Origin of the sequence: Polyangium sp. 15x6 (assembly GCF_029960785.1) — a bacterium.
Lineage (GTDB): Bacteria > Myxococcota_A > Polyangia > Polyangiales > Polyangiaceae > Polyangium.
In genome coordinates this window covers 112,680-137,470 of record NZ_JASBQE010000016.1, presented here as the reverse complement: position 1 = coordinate 137,470, position 24,791 = coordinate 112,680, and the positions used below count along the sequence as shown (strand labels likewise).

General features: G+C 69.1%; 16 protein-coding genes. 7 read left to right on the top strand and 9 right to left on the bottom strand.

Annotated elements, in window-relative coordinates; all coding sequences use genetic code 11:
- Positions 1-6 precede the first annotated feature (6 nt).
- The 7 genes from QHF83_RS14600 to QHF83_RS14570 form a co-directional block, all read right to left on the bottom strand.
- Complete coding sequence (locus tag QHF83_RS14600; RefSeq protein WP_282418430.1) at positions 7-2,160, bottom strand: hypothetical protein; 2,154 nt, start codon at positions 2,158-2,160, stop codon at positions 7-9.
- Positions 2,161-2,224: 64 nt separating this feature from the next.
- Positions 2,225-2,836, bottom strand: coding sequence for a hypothetical protein (locus QHF83_RS14595; protein ID WP_282418429.1), 612 nt, complete (start codon positions 2,834-2,836; stop codon positions 2,225-2,227).
- 123 nt (positions 2,837-2,959) lie between these two features.
- A complete protein-coding gene (locus tag QHF83_RS14590; protein ID WP_282418428.1) occupies positions 2,960-3,919 on the bottom strand; it encodes an alpha/beta hydrolase in 960 nt (319 codons plus the stop codon).
- Positions 3,919-4,503 carry a 2-hydroxychromene-2-carboxylate isomerase gene (locus QHF83_RS14585; protein ID WP_282418427.1) on the bottom strand — a complete coding sequence of 195 codons (585 nt, stop codon included), beginning with the start codon at positions 4,501-4,503 and terminating at the stop codon, positions 3,919-3,921. The genes QHF83_RS14590 and QHF83_RS14585 overlap by 1 nt, the downstream gene beginning before the upstream one ends.
- A 57-nt stretch (positions 4,504-4,560) precedes the next feature.
- Positions 4,561-5,556, bottom strand: a complete 996-nt coding sequence (locus QHF83_RS14580) for a rhomboid family intramembrane serine protease (protein ID WP_282418426.1) — start codon at positions 5,554-5,556, stop codon at positions 4,561-4,563.
- A gap of 15 nt (positions 5,557-5,571) precedes the next feature.
- Entirely contained in the window at positions 5,572-7,143 is a 1,572-nt protein-coding gene (locus QHF83_RS14575) for a hypothetical protein (protein ID WP_282418425.1), read from the bottom strand.
- A gap of 259 nt (positions 7,144-7,402) precedes the next feature.
- Positions 7,403-8,521 (bottom strand): penicillin-binding transpeptidase domain-containing protein, encoded by a 1,119-nt coding sequence (locus tag QHF83_RS14570; RefSeq protein ID WP_282418424.1) that lies wholly within the window; start codon positions 8,519-8,521, stop codon positions 7,403-7,405.
- Between the two features lie 103 nt (positions 8,522-8,624).
- Between QHF83_RS14570 and ribA the strand changes: the two genes are divergently transcribed.
- On the top strand, positions 8,625-9,416 hold the full coding sequence (gene ribA, locus QHF83_RS14565) for a GTP cyclohydrolase II (protein ID WP_282418423.1): 792 nt from the start codon (positions 8,625-8,627) through the stop codon (positions 9,414-9,416).
- Here ribA and QHF83_RS14560 read toward each other — a convergent pair.
- Positions 9,400-10,902, bottom strand: coding sequence for a cytochrome B6 (locus tag QHF83_RS14560; protein ID WP_282418422.1), 1,503 nt, complete (start codon positions 10,900-10,902; stop codon positions 9,400-9,402). The genes ribA and QHF83_RS14560 overlap by 17 nt on opposite strands.
- 479 nt (positions 10,903-11,381) lie before the next feature.
- On the opposite strand from QHF83_RS14560, the gene QHF83_RS14555 reads away from it, so the two are divergent.
- From QHF83_RS14555 to QHF83_RS14545, 3 genes are all read left to right on the top strand, one after another.
- The gene (locus QHF83_RS14555) at positions 11,382-17,300 is read left to right on the top strand and encodes an AAA family ATPase (RefSeq protein WP_282418421.1); all 5,919 of its coding nucleotides are present in this window, start codon (positions 11,382-11,384) and stop codon (positions 17,298-17,300) included.
- Positions 17,301-17,372: 72 nt separating this feature from the next.
- Positions 17,373-18,506 (top strand): polysaccharide pyruvyl transferase family protein, encoded by a 1,134-nt coding sequence (locus tag QHF83_RS14550; RefSeq protein WP_282418420.1) that lies wholly within the window; start codon positions 17,373-17,375, stop codon positions 18,504-18,506.
- Position 18,507: 1 nt separating this feature from the next.
- Positions 18,508-20,076, top strand: a complete 1,569-nt coding sequence (locus tag QHF83_RS14545; protein ID WP_282418419.1) for an FAD-dependent oxidoreductase — start codon at positions 18,508-18,510, stop codon at positions 20,074-20,076.
- Here QHF83_RS14545 and QHF83_RS14540 read toward each other — a convergent pair.
- Positions 20,071-21,432: a HAMP domain-containing sensor histidine kinase gene (locus QHF83_RS14540; protein WP_282418418.1), complete on the bottom strand. Its 1,362-nt coding sequence runs from the start codon at positions 21,430-21,432 to the stop codon at positions 20,071-20,073. The genes QHF83_RS14545 and QHF83_RS14540 overlap by 6 nt on opposite strands.
- Before the next feature lie 240 nt (positions 21,433-21,672).
- On the opposite strand from QHF83_RS14540, the gene QHF83_RS14535 reads away from it, so the two are divergent.
- From QHF83_RS14535 to QHF83_RS14525, 3 genes are read left to right on the top strand one after another with little or no spacing between them, the layout of a single operon-like run.
- The gene (locus QHF83_RS14535; protein ID WP_282418417.1) at positions 21,673-22,512 is read left to right on the top strand and encodes a hypothetical protein; all 840 of its coding nucleotides are present in this window, start codon (positions 21,673-21,675) and stop codon (positions 22,510-22,512) included.
- A gap of 20 nt (positions 22,513-22,532) precedes the next feature.
- The gene (gene uxaC, locus QHF83_RS14530; RefSeq protein ID WP_282418416.1) at positions 22,533-23,969 is read left to right on the top strand and encodes a glucuronate isomerase; all 1,437 of its coding nucleotides are present in this window, start codon (positions 22,533-22,535) and stop codon (positions 23,967-23,969) included.
- On the top strand, positions 23,966-24,790 hold the full coding sequence (locus QHF83_RS14525; protein WP_282418415.1) for an SDR family oxidoreductase: 825 nt from the start codon (positions 23,966-23,968) through the stop codon (positions 24,788-24,790). The genes uxaC and QHF83_RS14525 overlap by 4 nt, the downstream gene beginning before the upstream one ends.
- Position 24,791: the final 1 nt, after the last annotated feature.

Here is a 24,791-nt window from a genome sequence, read left to right as displayed (position 1 = left end):
AAGCCGCTACGGCTTCCCCCCGAGGGCCTTCTCCGTCGCTCGGAGCAACGGCCCCGCGCTGATCGGCTCTCCCGTCGCGTGTTTCATCCACAGGTCCGGCAGGACCGACCCGTATTTCGCCATCCGCTCGAACGCGGGACCGAGCTTGCCTTGCTTCCGGACAGCCTCCTCGATCTGGAATGCAATGAGGTGGCCGAGCGGATAATCCGGCAAGTAAAGCGGCGTCGAGATCGCGTGCGAATAAATCGCGAGCAGCGCCGAATCCGGCGACCCGAGCAGCGGCGCATAATACTGGTTCCAGTACTTCTTCGCGATCGTGACCGTGGCCTTCCCGAGCTCCTCGGCCGTCGCCTCCGGGTGCTCGTAGAGCCAGTGCCAGACGTCCGTCTCGACGAGCGCGACGCCCGCGATCTCCCACGCCGACCAGAGCTCGCCGAGCACCCGATCCCGATCGGACTCGGCCGTCGTCTTTTGCAAGCCCAAAAGCTCGAGATCCCGCGCCTGGAACGTGAACGCGAGCGCCTCCGTGAAGGCGTTGTTCGGCACGCCCGCGAGCAGCGTGTGGTCGACGTCGTACAGCGACAGGACCTGCTCGACGTTGTGCCCGAGCTCGTGGACGGCGATGTTGTATCCCTTGTAGTTCATCCCGTCCTTCTCGATTCGCGTCCGGAGCCGCGCCTTGTCCCCGCGGCGCCGCGGCTCCATTGCGTGCCCGGCGCCGCGCGAAGGGTCGACCGCGATCCGCTCGGCGATGGTCTTCGCGCGATCCTTGGGAAAACCGAGATCCACGAGGAGCCGCGGCATGTCGGCCGCGAACGCTTTCGCGTCGGGATACTTTTTGCGCGTGATCGCGTCGAGCTCGGCCTCCGTCTTGCCGCCGCGCGCCTTGAACCCCGCATACCAGAGATCCTGCGGCCCGAGCTTGCGACCGAGTCGACGCTCGATCTCGGCGGCGACCTTCGGGATCGTGCTCGATCCGAGGATCTCCAGGAACAGCGCGCGCACGCGGTCCTCGCCGATCTCGCGGCCGAGCTCGAATCGACGTTTGATGGCGGTATTCGCGATCGGCGAATATGGATCGGCCCGCCGCGAGGCGCGAAACGAGGCGAGGAGCTTTCCATAACGCACGAAGGGCTCGGGGCTCGCCGACGCCGCCGTGATCGGCGCGCGTTTCGGCGCGGAAGGCTCGACCTCCGCCGCGGGCGCGAGGCGTACCTCGTTCGTGAACGGATTCCAGTCGACCCGCGGATCGTCGATCACCGCGGCCGGGATCGTCTGCGTGACGATCCGCTCCATCACCTGCACGATCATCCTCTGTTTTTCGAGGCCGCGCGGATCACCGTAATTGGCCTTGAGCTCGTCGCGCAGGTTCCAGTGGCTGATGAGCCGAAGCCCCGCGGGAAAGGGCCTCTCGCCCTTCTCGTTCACGAGGTGGTGCATCCAGATGTTGTAATCGGAGATGTAGAGATCCCCCTCGGTGTTCGCGCGCGCGATGTCCTGGGCGATCTCCCCGGGAATGCGGATCGCGAAGCGCCCCGTGAGCCGGTCCTCGGCCCAGCGGCGCCGGCTCCAGCGTTCGCCCTCCGCGTTTTTCGTGGCGAGGTCCGAGAGCGGGAAATTCAGCAATGCGACGAACGCGATCCGCGCCTTGAAGAGATCCTCGGAGAGGTGCGCCGCGGGCTCGTAGCCGGCGAGCAGCGGATCGAGCGGGAAGAGCGGCCCGGTGTCGGTGTCCGTGGGGAAACGCAGCGCGCGCCCCATTTCGTGCAGGTGGCCTTCGAGCTGCTCCATCAAGCCCTCGAGCCGGGCGAACGTGGCGTCGATCGCCGCCGGATCCGAGAGGAACTGCTCGCGCGCGAACGCGGCGAGATCCCCGTCCTCGGCCCGCCAGAGCGACGCGATTTGCGCGAGCCCCCGCTTGATCCGAGGCCGCGCCGCCTCGCCGTGCTTGCCGACGAGCTCCGCTTCGAGGGCGGCGAGGTCCACGGGGGCGGGCAAGGCGGGCAGGGCGGCGGGGGCCGAAGGCTCGGCGGAAGGGCGCGCCGCCGCGGCGGGCGGCTCGGGGGCGCACTGCGGCGGCGGCTCGGCCGGCATCGGGGGTTCTCCGGCGCAACCGGCGAGGAGGGCGAGCGGGACGAGGTGGGCGAGGGCGGAGCGCATGCGTACGCTCCAGACCAGAGGTCGACGGCGGCGTCAACCGGCGTTCGTCGTCGGTCGGATCAATTCAGGGAATGCAGGCCGAGCTGCCGCCCGGCTCGAAGACAGGACAGTAGGTATCCGCCGTTTCACAGACCCCCGCGCACGTCTTGCAATGAATGCAATTGTCGAGCGCCCGGAAACGCGTGATCCCCTCCATGTCGAGGCCCATCTCCTGGCAAAACCACGTGCAGCAGGCCCCGGCCTGGGTGGTGTCGCAAGGGCCAGGGCCGTTCGGGGTGGCGTTATGCTGGCAGTGGTAGATGCTGACGCACGTCTTCCAGGCCATGCAGGCGTCGAACTCGGCCTGGCACTCGTTCGCGGGCGCGCCCGTGTCGGCCGTGCATTCGTCGCAGCTCGCATAATTGCCGCCGCCTGCGCCGCCCATTCCCCCGCCGGCGCCTCCCGAGCCCGCCATCACGCCGCCGCCCGCGCCGCCGGAGCCGCCCGCGCCGCCCGTACCGACCATTCCTCCACCCGTACCGCCCGTACCCCCGGAGCCGCCGCTCGACGCGGTGCTGCCCGCGCCGGAGCCGCCGGAGCCGCCGCCTCCGCCGTTCACGTCGCTGCCGCAACCGGCGACCCCGACCGACACGCTCAAAACGACGAACACCCACCACGAAGACCACGACGATTTCATCCGAATGCCTCCCTTCACCTTCACATGGTTGGTACGCAAACGAAGCGCACGGGAGGATCGTACACGGTTTTTCGCGCGTAGATACGGCATGGGCCGCCCGGGGAATGGCGGATCGGCTCGACGTCAGCCGCCGAGAGAGGCCCCCGCGGGCTCGCAGCCCTCGCCGGCGCGCAAGAAGGGCAGGACGGTCTCGACCATCCGATCGGGCGAGTCGACGTGGGAGAAATGCGACGTGCCGTCGAGGTAACGAAGCTCGGACCCCCGCGCGAGGCGGTGCAGCGCTTCCCCCACGCGCGGCGGCACCACCGGATCCTTGCGGGCGTAGACGAAGAGCAGCGGGACGGGGAAGGGCTCGCGGCCGAGCTCGTCGACGAAGGCGTGGAAGCCCGCGGGTGCGAGCGTCTCGTGCAGCGATTTCGTGAAGCACGCGAGGCCCGCGTCCGTCGCGAGCGGCGCGCCGTACTCGTCGAGCTCCTCGCGCGATTTGAGCCGTTCGTCGTGGTAATGGACGTTCCGGTACACCCAGCGGCGCGGGTCGCGTTGCACGAGGTAACGAAGGAGCGCGCGTCCCGCGCCGGTCGAGAGCAGGGTCCTGAGCGCCACGTAGCGCCGATCCGGCGTGCCCGGCGCGTGGTTCACGACGAGGCGCGAGACGGCGGCCGGATCCTGGAGCGCGAGGTGCATCGCGACGTACCCGCCGAGGGAGTTGCCCATGATGGCCGAGCCGCGGATGCCGAGCGCTTGCTGGAGCTCGGCGAGGAACGTCCCGAAGCTCCGCGCCGAAAAGTCCGCGCGGGTTGGCTTGTCCGAGCGGCCGGAGCCGGGCAGATCGGGCGCGTAGACGCGGAAGTGCCGGCCGAGGGGCTCGAGCACGTACCGGAACGAGTAGCTCGACGTCATGAGCCCGTGCACGAGCAGGAGCGGCGGCCCCTGTCCCACGACGCGGACGTGCACACCGACGTCGCCGAAGATGCGCGACGAGACCTGCACGCGGCGCGCCTCGGCGCGGTGGTAGCCGTGCGGGATGCGCGGCAGCGCGGGGAGCTCTTCGTACGGCAGCCGTTCGAAAGGACGAAGCGCCATCAGCCCTTCAGCGCTTCCTCGACGAAGTGGAGCCGATCGTTGCCCCAGAAGAGCTCGTCCCCGACGAAGAACGCGGGCGCGCCGAACGCGCCGCGCGTGATGGCAAGGTCGGTGCCTTCACGCAGGCGATCCTTGATCGCGGGCGTCTCGATCGCGGCGAGCGCGGCCTCGGGATCGAGGCCCGCGCCGCGCGCGAGCTCGGCGAGCGTCTCGGGGCTCGCGAGGTCCCGATCCTCGGCCCACATCGCGCGGAAGGCGGCCTGCGCGAAGACCTCGGCTTTGCCTTGATCCGCGGCGACGTGGACCATGCGCATGGCCTTGATCGTGTTCGAGGGGAAGTGGCTGGAGAAGCGGAAGGGCACGCCGTAGTGCCGCGCCCAGCGCTCGAGGTCCTTGAAGAGGTACGCGCCCTTCGTGGGGATCTTGGCGGGCATGTCGTTGCCCGCGGCCTTGAAGACGGCGAAGAGCACGAAGGGGCGATACACGATCGTCGCGCCGGTGCGCGCCGCGATCGCGGGGAGCTGCGTGGCGGCGAGGTAGCTGTACGGGGACGAGAAGTCGAAAAAGAACTCGACGGTCTTCAAGGGCGACCTCCGGAGGGGACGAGTGTAGGGGCGATGGATCGTGTGGAGAAGGGCCGTTCAAGGGCCCGCGTCGTGCTCGAGCTCGACGCCTTCGTCGAGAGGGAACTCCGCCGCGCGTGCACGGATACGCTCGGTTTCCTCGAGGATCCGCCGGATCCCGGCGTCCTCGGGCGCGAGCGCGACGGCCTGCGTGTACGCGCGCGCTGCGTCGTCGAGCTCGCCCTTCCGCCCGTGCGCGAGGCCGAGATTGTACCAGGCGATCTCACTCTTCGGGCTCAGCGCGACCGCCCTTCGGTACCGCGCGATGGCCTCGTCGTAGTTCTCCGCGTCGAAGGCCTCGTTGCCGAGGCGCACGCTCTCCGCACCTGCGTCCTTCGAGAAGTTGACGCGCGGCCGGAGCACGGTCGCGCCCGCGCCCGACGCCGCGAGGACGAGCAAGATCGCGACCCCCGCCGACGCGCGCGTCGCGACACTGCGCCGCGCAACGCGCAGGCCCCCCGTGATCACGAGCCCCGTGAGCACGCCGAGCAATGCGCCCACGCCGTGCGCCACGTTCGCGATGTGCCAGACGTCGAAGACGGTCGTTGCTATACAAAGGAAAAACCAGCCGACGAAGAACTGCGTCGTGCGCGCGTCCACGGTGCCGCGCATGCGCGCGTCGGCGCGATCGAGCACCCACGCGAGGCCAAAGAGCCCGTACACCACGCCGGACAGGCCGATCCCGCCGATGAACGTCGCGTACTCGGCCGCCGCGGATCCCGCGGCGAAGAGCAGCACGAGGCCGAGCAGGCGGAACGAGCCGAAGCGCTCCTCCAGCATCGTCCCGAGCGTCCAGAGCCAGGCGACGTTGAAGATGAGGTGCAGCGCGTCTGCGTGCGGCAAGGCGCTCGTGACGAGCCGCCACGGCTCGCCCTCGAACGCGCGCACGCTCATCACGAGCTGCTGGATCGATCGACCCGCCGCGTCGAGGACCGTGACGAACATGGCGAGCATCGCCACGCCGGCGGTGATGGGGAATCGCACGAACTCGGTGACGGGCGGCGGCTTCTTCAACGCGCAGCTTTCGGCTCAGGGCTCGAGCTTCAGCTCGGCCGCGTGGATCAGGGCCTCGAGATCGTCGGGCGAGGGCAGGGGCGCGAGATCGAGCGTGATGGTGAGCGAGCCGGGGCCACGCTCGACCTGGACGTCTCCCTCGCCCGCGCCCGGCGCGATCTCCGCGACCCACTCGCGATCGGCCGCGGCGACCCGCCGCGCCTCCGCGCTCAGGCGATCGCGGATCCAGCGCGAGAGGCGCGCGAGGCTCGACGAGGGCGGGGGATCGTGATCCGGCTCGTCCGCGGTGACGCTCACGAGGATGCGATACCGGTCCCCATTCGTCCGGATCTGCACGTACGCATAACCGCCGCGTAACGGAAGACGCACGCCGAGGCCATCGGCATCACGCGCGAGCAGGTGCGCCGCCGTGCGGTAACTCGACTCGACCCAGCCCGTCGACAGCCGCGCGAGCAGCGCCGCCGCCGCGCTCGAAGCCGCGACCTCCGCGCCGCTCTGCGCCATGGGCACGACCCGCAGCGTCTGCGGGGGCGTCGGGATCCGCCCCTCGAACTCGCGGCTGCGCAGCGTCACCGTGCGGCTCACCGGGCCGCCGTTCGAGGGCGTGTCGTCGCCGGCATCGTCGGCCGTGGACACCCGCAGATCGCCGCTCTCGGCGTCACGCAGCCACACGGCGCCGCACCACCACGCGGCCACGGTCTTGCCGTTCGGCAGGAACGCCATCGGGCCCGGGCTCGCCGTCCAGAGCGGGCGCGCGAGGGGCACGCTGAAGACCTGCGTGGCGCGCGTTCGACCGAGCGCGGTGACGAGCGCGCCGTCCGGCGAGAACTCGAGCGCCGCGACGCCGCGCAGCAAGTTGAGGCCGTTCTTCACCGAGAGCACGGCGCGCGGCTCGCCCTCGTGGCCCGGCTCGAACAGGCGAATCCGGCTGTCCGGACCCGCCACCGCGACGAGCTTTCCATCGGGCGAGAACGCGACCGCCGCGTCGTTCTCACGCACGCCCTCGGGCCGCACTTCCTGAAAATCGTCGGCCGACCAGTGCACGACGGGCGTCGCGCCCGTGGCCGCCGTGAGCAGGCGACCGTCGGGGCTCCACGCGAGGCTGCGCAGCCTGCGCCGATGCGGATACGAAAGCTCGTGCAGGAGCGCGCCGTCCGCGAGCCGGTAGACGAGCACCGCGCTCGTGAGGCGATCGGCCGTGACCGCGAGCAGCTTGCCGTCGGGCGAGAGCGCGATCGGCGCTTCGCCGCGCCACGGCTCGGGCGTCAAGCGTCGACCGGAGACGAGGTCGAAGACCTGCACCGTGTGCGCCGGCTCGTCGGCCTCCACGCGCGCGTCGAGGGCGGAACGGGCTGCGCTCGGCGGCACGCGCGCGTCGTCCGACCACGCCGTGACGAGGCGCCCGCCGTCGGGCGAGAGAGCGAGCCCCGTCGCGCCCACGCCGAACCGGAAGAGCGCTCGGCCGACGCGCAGATCGTAGACGACCGTGCGTCCGTTGCCGATCGCCGACGCCGCGAGTCGCTTGCCGTCGGCGGAGACGGCGAGGGCCGTGGCCTCGTGCGAGAGGGGGAGTTGACTTGCCTGCACGCGGCACGAGTCTAGCGCCCCCGCGCCCGCGAGACGATGCCCGGACAGAGGCTTCGAGGTCCTTTTTGGACGATCGTTTGCCCGAGGCTCCGGCCCCACGCGCCACGCCCCGTTGCCAAAAACTGTAAACGACGTCACAGGCTCCGCCACGAGGCGCTCCCTCCGCGACTTCGTCCGGGTACGCCAGGTCGGGGAGGGTGCCTTCGGCGCGGGCCTGAATGACCGGGGCGCCCGCGGCCCCGGACCTCTCCGACGCGCCTCAGCGCGCGCGTCGTTCGTCGCGGCTGCCCGCGAAGTAGGCTTCGAGCAGATCACGGCCGACGATGTTCGCCTTGGTGCGCCAGGTGATGTCGTTCGCCAGCATGACGGCCACGGCGATCTCGGGTTTGTCGGCGGGCGCGAAGGAGGCGAACCACGAGAACATGCGCGCAGGCTTCTTGCCGACGAGCGTGCCGGTCTTCGCGGCCACGGCCATGCCAGGCAAGGCGCGCGTCCCGTCCGCGTGGCGGAACGCCTTCACGCACGTGCCGCGCTTCGTGGTGACCTGGAGCATGCGGTTCAGCGTGCGCGCGACGCGCGGATCGAGGGCGCGGCGCTCGACGACGCGGGCGACGGGAACGCCGGGATCCTTGAGCACGAGCCGCACGCGCTCGCCGCCGTTGGCGATGGTCTGCATCGCGAAGAGAGCGCCGAGCGGCGAGAGCTTTCCGTTCCAGAACCCGGCCGCGGCGCGGGCCATGCCGAAGGGATCGGCGGGGATGTCGACGCGCCCGGCCTGGGCGGGGACGTCGATCGGCACGTCGCCGGCGAACCCGAGCGCAGAGGCCATGCGACGCAGATCGTCCGGGTCGAGGTGCCGCTTCGCCATGCGCGCGAAGACCATGTTGATGCTCTTGCCGAGGGCCTCGCCGAACGGCGTGCAGGCGCTGCCGCCGCGCCGATCGAGGTCGGCCGCCGTGATGTCGTGCTCGCCGCCCGACCAGCACGCCTCCGTGCCTTCGTTCGCGTGGCCGCCGTCGAGCAGCGCGGCGGCGGTGACGATCTTGAAGAGGCTCGCGCTCGGGGCGTACGGCTCGGCCACGAAGTCGCGGTTGCCGCGGCTCGCCCACACGAGGATGCGCCCGGTGCGCACGTCCGAGGCGACGATCGCGGCCTCGGGGGCGCCCGAGCGCGCGAGCAGCCGCTCGGCCTCGCGTTGCAGGCGCGGATCGAGCGTCAGGCGCACGGGTTTGGCCTGACCACCCACGGCGCCGTAGGCGGCCTCGGGCGTGACACGGATGCGGTGGAGGCCGAGCGACGCGGCCTCGGCGTCGGGCGTGCCGACGAGGAGGAGCGACGCGAGCGCGGCCGGGGCGAGGAGTGTGCGGATCGGAGACACCACGGGTGGCTATCGATCGAGCGGGGCCCTTCGGCCAAGATTTTTGGCATCGGCCCCTGGGCCTGCTACTCGCAAGGCGGGTGGTGGGAGGAGAGAAAGGTCGATGACGAACGCCGGACACGGGGGCTTGCTCGATCTCGTCGAGCGGGACAGGGTCCACGAGTGCGACGGCTACGGCCATGCCGGGGTGTGCGTGCGGGTGGTCGGCGTCGCGGATCTGCCGACGCGGGTCGGCCGCTTCAAGATCGTGGCCTTCTGGAACAACCGCGACGCCAAGGAGCACGTGGCCATGGTGCACGGCGACGTGATGGGCGGCGAGGAGGTGCCCACGCGCCTGCACTCGGAGTGCCTGACGGGCGACGTGATGGGCTCGCTCCGCTGCGATTGTCGTGATCAGCTCCTCGAAGCCCTGCGGGGCATCCAGTCGAGGGAACGCGGCGTCTTGCTGTACCTGCGCCAGGAGGGCCGCGGGATCGGGCTCATCAACAAGATCCGTGCGTACGGCTTGCAGGATCAGGGCCTCGACACGGTCGAGGCGAACCTCGCACTCGGCTTCCGCGACGACGAGCGCGACTACGCCGTGGCGGCGCACATGCTGCAGAGCCTCACGGTGAGGTCGGTTCGGCTCATCACGAACAACCCGAACAAGATAAGCCAGCTCGAGCAGTACGGCGTGAAGGTGGCGGGGAGGATCCCGCACGTGATCCCGCCGAACGAGTACAACAAGTTTTACCTCGAAACGAAGGCGAAGCGCAGCGGCCACTACATCGACATGGAGGGCAAGCCGCACCTCGCCGAGCAGAGCGATCCGGTGATGGTCGACGGAATGGAAGGGCCGGCCGACGAGGACCCGGCCGAGACGGACGCGAGGGGAAAACCTAGAGCGCCCTCATGAATGCGACGAGGTCGCTCTTCTCCTGATCGGAGAGCTTGAGCTCGAGGACGAGGTTGAAGAACTCGACCGTGTCCTCGAGCGTGAGCAGCCGCCCGTCGTGCAAATACGGCGGCGAGTCCTTGATGCCGCGCAGCGGGAACGTCTTGATGGCCCCGTCGGCGATGGCGAGCCGCCCGTTGATCAGCGTGGGCGGGAAGAACCGCTCGGTCCGTAGATCGTGCATGAAGTTGTCCGAGTAGATGGGCGGCGGGTGGCACGTCGCGCATTGCCCTTTGCCGAAGAAGACCTCCTGGCCGCGCAGCTCCTCGGGCGTGGCGAGCTTCGGATCGAGCTTCTTGTCGAGGATCCGGAGCTTCGGCGCGGGCGGGAAGTCGAGCAGCTCCTGGAACTCGGCCATGGCGTGCACCTCGCTGCCGCGATCGAGGAAATGCATGCCCTTCTTCTGGGCGGCGACGGGATCGGCGTCGAAATAGGCGGCGCGCTGCTCGAACTCGGTGAAATCCTCCACGGTGCGGAGCGCGCGCTGCGAGCCGAAGAGGCGCTGCTGGTTCACGCCGCGCAGCGAGGGCGTGTCGATGCGCCGCCGGTGCGATTGCGGGCGGATGTCGCCGACGAGGTGGAATCCGGCATTGGAATGACCGTTCGTGTGGCATTCGAAGCAGGAGACGCCGAGGGAAGGTTTCGCCGAGCGGCGATCATCGGTCTGGTTGAACTGCTGCTGCGCGAACTGCGAGACGAGCAGGCGGAGCCCGTCGAGCTGCTTGGGGTTCAGGATGCCGTCGAAGAGCTCGAAGAAATTCTGCGTCGTGACGAGCTGCCCGCGCGAGACGTCGCCGAGCTCCGGCCGGATCGTGAGGAAGATGGGCGGCGGGAACTCGGGGATGAAATGCTCGGGCAGGTCGAACTCCACGTCGAACCGCTCGAGATCGCGCCCCTCCTGCTTCTTGATCTCCGCGATGTGGGTCTTCGGGAAGACCATCCCGCCCTCGACGTGCTTGGCGTGGGGCAGGGGGAAGAAGCCCGCGGGCCAGAGTTTTTTGTCCTTGATCTCGGCGGGCGTCATCCCGGCGAGGGCGGCCCAGGTGACGCCGGCGGGGAGTTTGACGCGGACGCCGGTCTGGAGCGGCTTTCCGCGCGACATCGAGAGGCCTTTGGTGGTTCGATTGGCGAGGTCGTATCGCTGGGCGAGCAGGTCCATTTGGCGACGCATGACGGCCGGCTTCTCGGCCGCGAGCCGCTTCATGATCTGCGCGAACGGCTCCTCGATGGCGATCGGGACGTAACTCGTCTTTTTATCGCCCGGGGCGAGCAAGCCAATTCGCGGATCGACCTCGAGGGGCGCCTCGGGAGACGCTGCCCGCGCCGCCGTCCCCGGTGCTGGCCCGGCCTGCGGCTCGGCGATGGCTTGCCCTGGCATCCCCGCCGAGCAAGCAGCCCCCGCGGCGACGATGAGCCCCAAGATAAGGGAAGGATGTGAAATCCGCATCGATTCCTCCTGCTGAGTCCGAATGACTGCGTTGCTTTGATGCCGGATGGGCGCGGGGGCGGCATCGGAAAATGCGGAAAAAGGGAGGTAAGGAAAATATGCATGGCGTTCCCGATGAGGAGCGGGGGCGGAAACGGTGTGGGGGCGAAAACGGAAGGGACGTGAAGGGTTCGTCCTGCGCGAGATCCGTGCGGTCGTTTTGGGGATGATGGGGACACGGATCGAATGACCGAACGGATCCAATGCTTTGCAGGTCGTTCGACCCATGTGGACGTGCAGCTCGACGAGATGAGCGCTCGGTTCCTCCACGAGAACCCAGGAGAGCAGGCGCTCCCCGAAGTGCGTCGGCGGGGAGGCAGGTTCGTCGCGCCACGCTGGTTTCACCGGACGGGATGAGCGTCAACCATGGATCGAGGCCGCGCCCCTGTGGCATAAACGGATCGCTCGCGCCCGCGCCTGGCAGTCGAGCGGGGGTTTCCATGATGGTCGATACAGGCTACGCACTCGCCGAGAAGACCGAGGAGACCGACTACTTCACCCTCTATCGCGCGCGGCGCGAGGGCGACACGGCCGTCCTGCTCAAGGTCCTGCGCCCCGAGGGCGCGCGCGCTGTCGAAATCGCCCGTTTCAAGCAGCAGTACGAGCGCCTCGCGCGCATCACCTCGCCGCGCCTCGTCGCGGTCCGAGGCGTCGAGGAGCGCGCCGGCGCGCTGATCGTCGCGCTCGAAGACTTCCCGGGCCGCGACCTCGCCCAGACCCTCGCCGCGCGCCCCTCGCGAAAAATGCCCGTGAGCGAGGCGCTCGATCTCGCGATCGCGCTCGCCGAAGGCCTCGCCGCGATGCACGCCGCGGGGCTCGTCCACCGCGATCTCCGCCCACGGAACGTGCTCCTCGGCGAGGGCGCTGCGGTCAAGCTCGCAGGCTTCGGCGCCGACGCCGAAATCACCCGCGCGCACGAGCTCCTCTACGCACCCGCGGTGCTCGTCGAGGTGCTGCCCTACGTCTCCCCCGAGCAGACGGGTCGGATGAACCGCGGCGTCGATTACCGGACCGACCTCTATGCGCTCGGGACCATTCTCTATCAGGCGCTCACCGGCCGACCGCCCTTCGAGGGCGTCGATCCGATGGAGATCATCCACGCCCACCTCGCCGTCGCACCCGCGCCGCCCTCGAGCCTCGATCCGGCCATCCCCGAGGCGGTCTCCGGTGTCGTGCTCGAGCTGCTCGAGAAAAACGCCGAGGACCGCTACCAGAGCGCCGAAGGCTTGCTCTTCGACCTCCATCACTGCCGCGAGGCTCTGCAGAGCGGCGGAAAGCTCGCGCCTTTCCTGCGAAGGCAACACGATCGCGCCGACCTCTTGCGGATCCACCAGAAGCTCTACGGCCGCGAACACGACATCGAGGCGCTCACCTCCGCATTCGAAGGCGCTCTCGCGGGGAACCGGGAAATCGTGCTCGTGTCCGGCTACTCCGGTATCGGCAAGTCCTCGCTCGTGCAGGAGATCCTGAAACCGCTCGCGCGGCAGAAGGGCTACTTCACGAGCGGCAAACACGAGCCGTACCACCGCGCGGCGCCTTATAGCGCGTTCATCCAGGCATTCGACGCCCTCGTACGGCAAATCCTCGTCGAGAGCGAGGCGCGCATCCGGACCTGGCGGACCGCGCTCCTCGATGCGCTCGGGCAAAACGGGCAGGTCATCTGCGACGTCATCCCGTCCTTGTCCCATGTGATCGGCCCGCAGCCGCCGGTCCCTGCGCTCGGCCCCCTCGAAGCGCAAAACCGCCTGAACCGGTGCTTCTCGCTGTTCGTCTCGGTGTTCGCGCGGCACGAACACCCGCTCGTTCTTTTCCTCGACGACCTGCAGTGGATCGATGGCGCGAGCCTCGGCCTGCTCCGCACGCTCCTCGCCGACGACTCGCTCGAGGCGCTCTTCTTCTGCGGCGCCTACCGCGACAACGAGATATCACCCGCGCACCCGTTCATGATGGCGCTCGGGGAGCTCGAGCGTGGAGGGCTCGCGGTGCGGAGCATCGTCCTCGCCCCGCTCGGACGGCGCCACCTGCTCGCCATGCTGGGCGATTGTCTCGGGCGCGAGGACACCGGCCCGCTCGCCGATGTGGTGCTCAAAAAGACTGGAGGCAACCCGTTTTTCGTCAAACGTTTGGTTCAATCCCTCCACGACCACGGCGTGCTCACGTACACGTTCGACGCGGGGTGGCGATGGGATCTCGCGAAGATCGAAGCGCTCGCGTACTCGGAGAACGTCGTCGATCTCATGGTGCGCACCATCGAGCGGCTGCCGGCGCGGACCCAGGAAGCGCTGCGGATCGCCGCGGCGATCGGCAGTCGCTTCGACCTCGACGTGCTCGCCTCCTTGCTCGCTTGCTCGACGGAGGAGGCGTATGGCCGCGTGGAGTCCGCGGTCGAGGAAGGGTTGCTCCTCGCCGACCGGAGCGGCTACCGCTTCGCCCACGACAAGATCCAGGAGGGCGCGTACGCGATGATCCCCGAGGAGGCTCGGGCGGCCTATCGCCTCCGCATCGGCCGGCACCTCGCGGGGCACATCGATCTCTCGGACAGCCAGAACCTCTTCGACGTCGTCGGCCACTTGAACGCCGCGGGCGACCTCCTCGTGGACGGCGCCGAACGCCTGCGCCTCGCGCGCATGAACCTCGACGCCGCGATCCGCGCCGAGGAGTCGGCCGCGTTCTGCTCGGCCCTGCATTACCTCGAGCAGGGCCTCCCGCGCCTGCCGCCCGACGCTTGGACGTCAAACCATTCTCTGCGCCTCGCGTACGGTAAGAAGAGGGGCCTCATGCTCGCGCTTTGCAGCCGGCACGACGAGGGCCTCGCCGAGCTGGAGCGTTGCGTCGAGCACACCGAGGGGAGGCACGATCGCACCGAGGTGCTCAGGCTCAAGATGAACGTGCAGGTGCTGAAAAACGACCTGCCGGCCGTGCTCGCGGAGGGGCTCGCGGCGCTCCGCGGGTTCGGGATCGACCTGCCCCCGTTCCCCGACGACGCGACGCTCGACGCGCAGCTCCGCACGACCATGGCCCTCGTCCGGGAGCGCTCGCTCGAAGCGCTGCCCGACCTCCCGCCGCTCGTGGATCCCGAGATCCGCGCGCTGCAGGACGTGCTCCAGGAGCTCTTCGCGCCCTGCTGGTTCTTGAGCCTCAACCAGCTCGGCATCACCGTCGCCAAGAGCCTCGAGACCACCTTCCGCCACGGCCTGTCATCGCATGCGATCTACGGCTGCATCAACTTCGGGGCGTTCCTCTGCGGCCGCGGCGACATCGAGCTCGGCTACCGCTTCGGCCGCGTCGCCCGCGACCTCGTCCGGCGCTCCCGCGACAAACAGAGCGAGGCCATGTTCTGCAACATGTGGGGCGCGTGCGTCCAGCACTGGCGCGAGGGCTACGTGGCCTGCCGGGAGACGCTCCTCGCGGGGATCCATGCGGGGCTCGAGACCGGCCATTACATCTGGTCGTTCTACAACACGGTCGACCTTCTCACGAATAGCTTCCTCCGAGGCCTCCCGCTCCCCGATCTCCTCGCCGAGGTGGAGAGCTTCCACCGGGTGCGCAAGCTCGACCAGTTCAACGCCGTCACGTGGATCGGCGGAGCGGTGGGGCAGCTCGCGCACAACCTCTCGGTCGAGACCGAACGACCCACCACGCTCGTGGGCCCCTTCGTGGACATCGACGAGGTCATCGCGGAGGCGCGCCGCATCGGCAACCAGGCCTCGCTCTACATCGCCCATTTCTACACCGTGGCCCTCTGCGTCTTCCAGGGCGCGTTCGAGGAGGCTGCGCGCGTCGCGCTTCGGACGAACCCCGCGCTCTCGGGCGTCGAGAGCTGGCAAGGCAACCCGGCCTTGCATTTTTATGGTGGCCTCGCGCTCGCGCGGGCATCGGACGTCGTCTCCCCCGACGAGCGCGCGCACTTCCTCGCGACCGCCGAGGCCTACGCGCTCGAGCTCTCCCGCTGGGCCGCCCTCTGCCCCGAGAACCTCGCGCACCGGTGCGCCCTCCTCGTCGCCGAGCTCACGCGCGCCCGCGGCGACATGCGCGGCGCCGGCGATCGGTACGACGAGGCGATCGCCCTCGCGCAGCGCGGCGGTTACCTCCAGGACGAGGCGCTCGCCAACGAACTCGCGGGCCTCTCGTTCCGTGCGCTCGGCAAAACCACCATCGCCCGCGCCTACCTCACCGAGGCGCACAAGGTCTATGGCCAATGGGGCGCGACCGAGGTGCTGCGGCGCCTCGAGCGTTCGTATCCGGACCTCGTCCCAGGCGAGATTCTTCGCGGCGCGAGAGGCCCGGGGGCCGCCGTGCCTGCCGGCGCCGTGCTCGACATCGCCTCGGTGCTCAAGGCTTCCCAGGCCATCTCGGGCGAGATCGTCCTCGACCGCCTGCTCGACGCGCTCATGCGCATCTTGATCGAGAACACCGGCGCGCGGCGCTGCGTCCTTTTGCTCCTGCGCGACGGACGGCTCGTCGTCGAGGCCGAGCACCGCATCGGGGAGGCGCCCGTCCACGCGCTCGGCGCGACGCCCATCGAGGGCCGCGCGGACCTGCCGGCCGGCGTCGTGACGTACGTGGCGCGCACGGGCGAGACCATCGTCCTCGACGACCGCCCGAGCGACGGGCCGTTCGCGCGGGATCCCTGGCTCACGAGCGGACGACCTCGCTCCTTGCTCGCCGCGCCCATCGTCTACAAGGGCCGCCTCGCTGGCGTGCTCTACCTCGAAAACGACCTCACCCGCTCGGCGTTCACCCCCGCGCGCGTCGAGGTGATCCGGCTGCTCTCGGCCCAGGCGGCCATTTCCATCGAGAATGCGCGCCTCTATGCGGATCTGCAGCAGGAGAACGCGGTGCGACGGCGCGCGGAGGAATCCGTTCGAGAGAGCCAGGAGCTCCTCCAGTCCATCGTGGACAATACGAGCGCCCTCATCTTCGCCAAGGACCTGGAGGGCCGCTTCATCTTCGTCAACCGCTGCCTCGAGGAGCTCCTCCAATTGCGCCCCGAGGACATCATCGGCAAGACCAACCACGAGCTCTTCCCGCGCGAGTTCGCCGATCAGTATCGCGCCCATGATCTCCTCGTCGCGCGGGAGAACCGGGCCATCGAGTTCGACGAGTCGTCGCTGTCCCAAGGCGAGATACGCACCTATATGTGCGTCAAGTTCCCGCTCCGCGATCTCGCCGGGAAAACGTACGGCATTTGCGGCATCGCGACCGACGTCACCTCCCGCAAGCGCGCCGAGGAGGGGCTGCGCCATTCCTACTCGCTCCTCGAGGCCACGCTCGAATCGACGGCGGACGGCATCCTCGTCGTCGACTGCGGGCGGCACGTCGTGCGCCACAACCGCAGGTTCGTGGAGATGTGGCGCGTTTCCGACGACGTCCTCGAAAGCGGTTCGGACGACGTGTTCCGTTCGTCCGTCCGCCATGAGCTCCTCGAGCCCGAGTCGTTCGAGCAAAAGGTCCGCACCCTCTATTCCTCGCCCGAGGAGAGCAGCGTCGACATGCTCCCCTTCGCGGACGGTCGGGTCTTCGAGCGTTATTCGCAGCCGCAGCGCCTCGGCGAGCGCGTGGTCGGGCGTGTCTGGAGCTTCCGCGACGTCACCGCGCGCGTGCGCGCCGAAATGCAGCGTGATCGCCTCCTGCTCGACGAGCGGGGCGCGCGCGCCGCGGCGGAGGAGGCGGTCCGCGTGCGGGACGAATTCCTCTCCATCGCCTCCCACGAGCTCCGCACCCCGCTCACCAGCCTCCAGCTCGCCATTCAATCGCTGGAGCAACGGCTCTCGCGGGGCATGGACGTCGAGCGCGTGAGGTCCGCGGTCGCCCTCTCCGGGCGCCAGATCAAGCGCCTCGCCAGCCTCGTCGACACGCTGCTCGACGTCACCCGGATCCAGGCGGGGAAGCTCGAGCTGAACCCGACGCACGTCGAGCTGCGCGCGCTCGTCCAGGAGGTCTCTGCCCACCTCGGCGATCAGATCGCGCAATCCGGCAGCACGCTCACCGTGCGCGCGGATCAGCCTGTCGTCGGCCAATGGGACCCGTACCGGCTCGAGCAGGTCGTGACGAACCTCCTCACGAATGCCATCAAGTTCGGGAAAGAAAAACCCATCGAAATCACGATCGACGTCGATGGGCAGCGCGCGCGCGTCTCGGTGACGGACCACGGGATCGGGATCCCGGCCGAGGTGCAGGCGCACCTCTTCGAGCGATTTCACCGCGGTGTATCTTCGCGCCACTACGGGGGGCTGGGGCTCGGCCTCTACATCACCCGCACCATCGTCGAGGCGCACGGCGGGCGGATTTCCGTGTCGAGCGAGGTCGGCCAGGGCTCGACGTTCCGGATCGAGCTGCCGCTCTTGCCTGCCGCCTGACCTATCGTCTGCTGGACATTCGCCATCGCAGCCCCACGCCCATCTCGGGCACTCACGCGAATGGAGGAATGAATGGAGCGGACGAACCACCCCTACCGCATCGGGATCTCCGGCTCTTACGGAGGCATGAACCTCGGCGACGAAGCCATCCTCGATGGTATCATCACGCAATTACGAGCGTCGGTTCCCGCGGAGATCACCGTATTCTCCCTCAATCCCCAGGACACGGAACGGAGGCACGACGTCGACCGCGCCATACCCGTCCGCAGCCTCACGCGCAAGGAATCCGCCGCCGAGGTCGGGCGGCTCGACGTCTTCATCCTCGGCGGCGGCGGCATCCTCTACGATCGTGACGCCGCGACGTACCTGCGAGAGGTGCTCATCGCGAAGGAGCTCGGCGTCCCCGTCGTCGTCTATGCCGTGAGCGCCGGACCGCTCGAGAATCCGAGCGCGCGACAAACCGTGCGGACGGCCCTGAACGCGGCGACCGTCGTCACCGTCCGTGACAAGCAAGCGCGCCGCCTGCTCGAGGACGTCGGGGTGGATCGCGAGATTCACCTCACCGCCGATCCGGCGCTGCTCCTGCGCGAGGAGCCCTTGCCCATCGAGGCCATCAAGGCGGAGGGCGTCGAGTTCGAACGGCACCTGGTCGGTTTCTCCGTCCGGGAGCCGGGGCCCGCGGCGCCCGACATCGATCCCGACGAATATTATTCGCTGCTCGCGAACGCGGCCGACTTCGTCATCGAGCGGCTCGACGCGGACGTCGTGTTCGTGTCGATGGAAAGGACGGACGTGCAGCACAGCCACGCCGTCGTCGCCCACATGAAAAACGCCGAGCGCGCCGAGGTCCTGCGGCGTCCGTACACGCCGCAGCAGATCCTGAATTTCGTCGGCCACCTCGAGTTCACGGTGGGGATGCGCCTCCACTTCCTGATCTTCTCGGCGCTCCGCGAGATCCCTTTCGTCGCGCTGCCTTATGCCTCCAAGGTGAAGGGGTTCATCGAGGACCTCGAAATGGAGACCCCGCCGCTCGGCACCATCAGCGCCGGCCAGCTCATCGCAAGGCTCGACCGTTCGTGGGACACGCGTAACGAGACGCGCGCCAAGATCCGCCGCTTGCTCCCGGCCCTCAAGGATCGCGCGAGGGAGACGAACCGGATGGTCGTCGACATCCTGAAGGCGCAACGCGAACGCGAGGCCGCGTGACATGGACGTGATCCGGACCGACGTGGCCATCATCGGCGGTGGACTCGGCGCCTGCGCCGCGGCGCTCGCGGCGGCTCGGATGGGCCTCCGTGTCGTGCTGACCGAGGAGACGCGCTGGCTCGGCGGTCAATTGACGAACCAGGCCGTTCCTCCCGACGAACACCCGTGGATCGAGGAATACGGGGCAAACCGGAGCTACCGCGCGCTGCGCGATGGGATCCGGCAGTATTATCGCAGAAACGTGCCACTCTCCGCGTCGGCCAAGGCCCTTCCCACCCTGAACCCGGGGAATGGATGGGTCAGCCGCCTCTGCCACGATCCGCGCATCGCGGTCGCCGTGCTGCACGAGATGATCGCGCCGTACCGCCTCAACGGCAGCCTCTTCGAGCTCCGCCTCCACCGGCCGATCTCGGCGTGGACGCATGGCGACCGGGTGACCGGCGTCGTGGTCCGAGGACGGGAATCGGGGCGCGACGTCCTCATCGAGGCCGATTACTTCATCGACGCCACGCCCCACGGCGAGCTCCTGGCCCTCGCGGGCGTGGAGCACGTCCTCGGGCAAGAGTCCCGCGCGGAGACGGGGGAGCCGCACGCCGCCGAGGCGGCGGACCCGAGGGCCCAGCAAGCAATCACGGTGTGCTTCGCGATGGAGCACCTCCCCGGGGAAGACCATACCATCGACAAACCCCGTCAATACGATTTCTGGCGCGCGTACGAGCCCCAGGGCTGGCCGGGCCGTCTGCTCGATTGGACGACCGTTCGCCCCGAGACCCTCGAGCCGCTGAGGCGGGGCCTGTTCGCCGCGGACGACGGCCACCCGTGGTGGACCTTCCGGCGTATCCTCGACAAGGACGTCTTCGAGCCGGGCTTCGCGCGGAGCGACGTCACCATCGTGAACTGGCCTCAGAACGATTACTGGCTCGGGCCCGTCTGCGGCGTCGACGCGGCGGAAGCCGCGCGGAACGAGGACGCCGCGCGGCAGCTCAGCCTGAGCCTCCTCTACTGGTTACAGACCGAGGCCCCCCGACCCGACGGCGGCGTCGGATACCGCGGATTGCGCCTCCGCGCGGACGTGGTCGGCGGCACTGCGGACGGCCTCGCGCCGGCGCCGTACATTCGCGAATCCCGCCGCATCCGCGCGGAGTTCACGGTGCTCGAGCAGCACATCGCGTATCCGCTTCGCCCCGACGGCCCCGCGATCTTCGACGACAGCGTCGGGATTGGTTGCTACCGCATCGATTTGCACCCGCGCGTCGGAGGCGCGGGTTACCTCGACCTTGGCTGCTGGCCGTTTCAGATTCCGCTGGGCGCGCTCATTCCGGTGCGTATGGAAAACGTCTTGCCGGGAGGCAAGAACCTCGGGACGACCCATATCACCAACGGCGCCTTCCGGGTCCACCCGGTCGAGTGGAGCGTGGGCGAGGCCGCGGGGCTCCTCGCGACGTTTTGCCTCGAGCGCCGCGTGCTCCCGCGAGAGGTGCGCGCCCGGAAATCGCTGCGCGAGGAGCTTCAGGCGTTGCTGCTCCGAAATGGCGTCGAGCTCGCCTGGCCGAAGGTGAGCCCGTTATGAGGGAGCCGCGGCTGGCATCGAGAACCAGAACACCGAGCCGCGCCCTGGCGCCGTCTCCACGCCGACGTGCCCCCCGTGCGACTCGACGAGGCGCTTCACCGTGGCGAGCCCGAGGCCGAGCCCAGGCGTCTTCGCGTCGTGCCCACGCGCGTAGAGCTCGAAAAGCCCATCACGATCGGACGGCGCAATGCCCGGGCCGGTGTCCTGGACCTCGACACGCACCTCGTCGTCACGATCCACGGATCGGATCGTGATGCGCCTCTCCTCGCCATCCCCCATGTATTTGATTGCATTCTGCACGAGGTTCGACAGGACGCTCATGAGCACGCCTGGGCTGCAGGCGACCCTGCGGTCCGTCGTTATCGCTTCGACACGCAGCTCGACGCCCGCATCTTGCGCCACCGGTCCGAACTCTTCCGCGATCTCGGAGACGACGTCATCGATGCGCGCGCGCACGCCGGGGAGGGGCGTCGCTCCCGCTCGCGCGAACTCGAGGAGGTCGGATACGAAGCTGCGAACACGCTGCAGCGTCTGCGAGGCACGCGTGACGGCTTTGCGTGTCGACGCGTCGGCGGGCTCGGTCAGGCGCCGGCTGGCCATGTCCAGCGCCAGGGAGACCGTCGCGAGTGGGCTCAAGAGATCATGCGCGACCCTGCCGGAGAAACTCTCGAGCTCATCCGCGCGGCGTTCGAGCGCGGCGACGCTCTCCGCCGCCACGGCGCGCGCGCGCTGGACCGCGCGATAGGTGAGCGTCAGCGTCAGTACGGCTGCCACGAAGGTGATTCCCTCGATGAAGAATTCGATGGGCAAGAGCCGCGTCGAGGTGCGGGCCACCTCGTCCGCCGCGGCGCTCGCAATCGACGCGCTGAATTCGCTCGCTCGCACGAGATCGCGGCTCAACTGCGTCATGGCCGCGTCGAGCTCACGTCGCAGGCCGGACGCCTCGAACGCCGCTGGTTCGAGCGCGAGCGAACGGCTGACGACTCGGTTCACCTGCTCCAGCGATTCGGTGACCGCTCGCTGGAGCGGCGCCTCGCCGGGGTCGCGGGGCAATGCCTGGTAGTCGTCGATGGCGCGGTCGAGCTCACGCTCGGCCGCCGCGATGGATGCGTCCCGCAGCGCCGTATCACCCGGCGCATCCAGGAGGCGAGAGAGGACGAGCTCGTGGAGCTTTCGGAGCCGCGCCTGCGCAACATCGAGCGCCACGACCGTGGGAGCCGCATTGCCGGCGATGACCTCGTGAGCCTCGGCGAGCGATCTCGACGCTCGCTTGAAGACGGCGAGCGACGCGATGACGCCAAACATCATGATGATGACCGCGGCGAGGAGGAGCCGGAACTCGGTGCGCATTTTCATGATTTCAGAGCCGTGTGCCCGGAGGCCCGGTGGGCATCGGCGCGTGAGCCCACTTGCTCGAAACTTTGGTGTGCGCGGGCGCCGTCGCAAGGCGCGGGCAGCGCGGCAGACGCTGCGGACACGTCATCGGCGGCTTGTCGCCGTACCAGCTCGCGACATTTCGCAGCCCGTTGCAAAACAGGACCTCGACAAGCTCCGATATGCGATGCTACCGGTCCCGAAGACGACGGGAAAGATGGCATGTCGGTTGCTCTCGCGAGATTCATGCGGTGCACCTTCCCCCTCTGGGCCGCGCTCGCGACCGTGGGTTGCCTGGTCGCGCCCGCGTCCGTGAAGCCGGGGCACGCGGAGCAGGCGGACGCTGCCATGGGCGGCGCGCTCCCGCTCCTCGAATCGGATGCGCCCTTCGTGGCCCTGCCGGTCTCCCGCCATCGCCCCGCGGTCGTCTCGGTCCCGCGCGGCGCGACCTCGAAGCGGCCCGTCCTCGTCGTGGCCCACGGCGCGGGCGATCGGCCCGAATGGCAATGCGAGCTCTGGCGCGGCATCGTCGGCGACCGGGCGTTCATCCTCTGCCCCCGCGGTTTTCCGACGAATCCATACGTACCGCCCGAGCAGACGGGATATTTCTTCACCACGCACCACGCCCTCGGGCGGGAGATCACACTCGCGCTCGCGGCGCTCGGGGAGCGTTTTCCCGAGCACGTCGATCTCGAGGCCCCCGCGTATGCCGGATTTTCACAAGGCGCCATCATGGGCGCGTTGCTCCTGCCGAACCACCCGGCCCGCTTCGCGCGGGCGGCGCTGGTCGAGGGCGGTTATGGATTGTTTCGCGAATGGGACATCCCGACCGCGGAGCGATGGCGGGCGCACGGCGGCGTGCGCGCGCTCCTCGCCTGCGGTCGCGACCGCTGCGCCGCGCAGGCGCGCGAATCGGCCGGGCGCATGCGCCGCGGCGGGATCGACGTGCGCGTCATCCACGCCGAGGGCGCCGGACACAGCTATGGCGGCGTCATGGAGCGGGAGGTAAAGGCCGCGTTCGCCTGGGTGATCGAGGGGGACCGTCGCTGGGCGTCGCCCTAGCATTCCCTATACTGCAAGGGATGCCGCCCCGATGGACGCTCGACCCCGACCGCCTCTTTTCCGCGGAACCCTCGCAGCGAGCGGCCGCCCGGGAGCTTTACGCCCTGGTGCGAGATCTGCCCATCGTGAGCCCGCACGGCCACGTGGATCCTGCGCTGCTCGCGGATCCCGCGGCCCGCTTCGGCTCGCCCGCCGACCTGTTCGTCCTTCCCGACCATTACGTCTGCCGCCTGCTCCACAGCCGCGGCGTGCCCATGGAAGACCTCGGCATCCCCACGCGCGACGGGAGCCCTCACGAGCGTGATCACCGCCGCGTCTGGCAACGCTTCGCCGACCATTTTCACATTTTCAGGACCACGCCGAGCGGCCTCTGGCTGTCCGACGTCCTCATTTCCGTATTCGGCGTGACCGAGCGGCTCGACGGGAAAAACGCCCAACGCATGTACGATCACCTCGCCGATCGCCTCGAACGGCCGGAGTTTTCCCCGCGCGCGCTTTACGAGAGGTTCGAGATCCGCATTCTGTGCACCACGGACGGCGCCGCGGATTCGCTCGAACATCACCGCCGCCTCCGCTCCGAGGGCCGGCTCGACGTTCGCCCGACCTTCCGGCCCGACGCGGTCGTGCACCCGGGCACGCCCGGCTTCCGTGGCCACATCGAGCGGCTCGGCGCGGCCGCCGGCCTCGATATCACGACCTACGCCGATTACATCCGAGCCCTCGAAGAACGCCGCGCCACGTTCAAGGCGCTCGGCGCCACGGCCACCGACCACGGCGCCGTCACCCCGCACGCCGAGCGGCTCGGCGCCGCGGAAGCCGAGCGAATCTTTTCGAGCGCGCTCCGCGGCGAGGCGAGCGCGAACGACGCCGCGCGGTTCTCCGCCCACATGCTCATGGAAATGGCGCGCATGAGCGTCGAGGATGGCCTCGTGATGCAGCTCCACGCCGGCAGCCTGCGCAACCACCACGGGGCGCTGCTCGCGCGCTTCGGGCCCGATCGCGGCGCCGACATCCCCGTCGCCACCGAATGGACGAGAAACCTGCGGCCGCTGCTCGAAGCCTACGGCGACGATCCACGCTTCCAGCTCCTGCTCTTCACGCTCGACGAGAGCACCTACGGGCGCGAGCTCGCTCCGCTCGCCGGGTATTATCCGGCCGTCTTGCTGGGGCCGCCCTGGTGGTTCTTCGATAGCCCGAATGGGATGGTCCGATTTCTCGACCAGGTCACGGAGACGGCCGGACTCTACAACACCGCGGGTTTCACCGACGATACACGGGCGTTTTGCTCGATCCCGGCGCGGCACGACGTCTGGCGCCGGGTGAGCTGCAACTGGCTCGCGGGGCTCGTGGTGACGGGCAGGCTCGACGCGGAGGAGGCGGCGGAGCTCGCCTCGGAATGCGCGGTGGGCCTGGCCGAGCGCGCTTATCGGCTCGGCGCGGGGGAGCGGTCCACATGAATCCAGCGACGTTGTTCGACATTCGCGGTGAAGTGGCGGTCGTCACGGGAGGCAGCGGCGTGCTCGGATCCACGTTTTGCCGCACGCTCGCCGCGGCGGGCGCGTTCGTGGCCGTGATGGGGCGGCGGCGCGAGCCGTGCGAGGCCCTGGTGAATTCGATCCGCGCGGAAGGGGGCGAGGCGCTCGCCGCGCCGTGCGACGTGCTCGATCACGAGGCGCTCGAAGCGGCGGCGCGGCACATCGAGGCCACGCTCGGCCCGGTGACCATTCTCGTGAACGGGGCCGGTGGCAATCACCCGAAGGCCACGATCGGGCCGGATCGGAGCCTGTTCGAGCTGGATCCGGCGGGGTTCGGCGCGGTCTTCGATCTGAACGTGCAAGGAACGCTCCGGCCCTGCCAGGTCTTCGGACGCGGCATGGCCGCGCGGGGCCGGGGAAGCATCGTGAACATCACGTCCATGAGCGCCGATCGCCCGCTCACGCGCGTGGCCGCGTATGGCGCGGCGAAGGCCGCCGTCGTCAACCTGACCCGCTGGCTCGCGGTGCACATGGCCCAGACCTACGGCCCCCACATCCGCGTCAACGCGCTCGCGCCAGGGTTTTTCCTCACCGAACAAAATCGATTTTTGCTCACCGATCCCGCGACGAGCACGCTCACCGAGCGGGGCAGGGTGATCGTCTCGCACACGCCCATGGCGCGGATGGGCGCGCCGGAGGATCTCGCCGGCGCGCTGCTTTTCCTGGTGAGCCCGGCGTCGACCTTCGTGACGGGGGTGGTCTTGCCGGTGGACGGCGGGTTCTCCGCCCAGAGTGGGGTATGAA

What these genes read in the sequence shown, in the direction of transcription:
- QHF83_RS14600 (WP_282418430.1), bottom strand. Translation starts at nt 2,160, where the DNA reads ATGCGCTCCGCCCTCGCCCACCTCGTCCCGCTCGCCCTCCTCGCCGGT.
- QHF83_RS14595 (WP_282418429.1), bottom strand. Translation starts at nt 2,836, where the DNA reads ATGAAATCGTCGTGGTCTTCGTGGTGGGTGTTCGTCGTTTTGAGCGTG.
- QHF83_RS14590 (WP_282418428.1), bottom strand. Translation starts at nt 3,919, where the DNA reads ATGGCGCTTCGTCCTTTCGAACGGCTGCCGTACGAAGAGCTCCCCGCG.
- ribA (WP_282418423.1), top strand. Translation starts at nt 8,625, where the DNA reads ATGACGAACGCCGGACACGGGGGCTTGCTCGATCTCGTCGAGCGGGAC.
- QHF83_RS14560 (WP_282418422.1), bottom strand. Translation starts at nt 10,902, where the DNA reads ATGCGGATTTCACATCCTTCCCTTATCTTGGGGCTCATCGTCGCCGCG.
- QHF83_RS14555 (WP_282418421.1), top strand. Translation starts at nt 11,382, where the DNA reads ATGATGGTCGATACAGGCTACGCACTCGCCGAGAAGACCGAGGAGACC.
- QHF83_RS14550 (WP_282418420.1), top strand. Translation starts at nt 17,373, where the DNA reads ATGGAGCGGACGAACCACCCCTACCGCATCGGGATCTCCGGCTCTTAC.
- QHF83_RS14545 (WP_282418419.1), top strand. Translation starts at nt 18,508, where the DNA reads ATGGACGTGATCCGGACCGACGTGGCCATCATCGGCGGTGGACTCGGC.
- QHF83_RS14540 (WP_282418418.1), bottom strand. Translation starts at nt 21,432, where the DNA reads ATGAAAATGCGCACCGAGTTCCGGCTCCTCCTCGCCGCGGTCATCATC.
- QHF83_RS14535 (WP_282418417.1), top strand. Translation starts at nt 21,673, where the DNA reads ATGTCGGTTGCTCTCGCGAGATTCATGCGGTGCACCTTCCCCCTCTGG.
- uxaC (WP_282418416.1), top strand. Translation starts at nt 22,533, where the DNA reads ATGCCGCCCCGATGGACGCTCGACCCCGACCGCCTCTTTTCCGCGGAA.
- QHF83_RS14525 (WP_282418415.1), top strand. Translation starts at nt 23,966, where the DNA reads ATGAATCCAGCGACGTTGTTCGACATTCGCGGTGAAGTGGCGGTCGTC.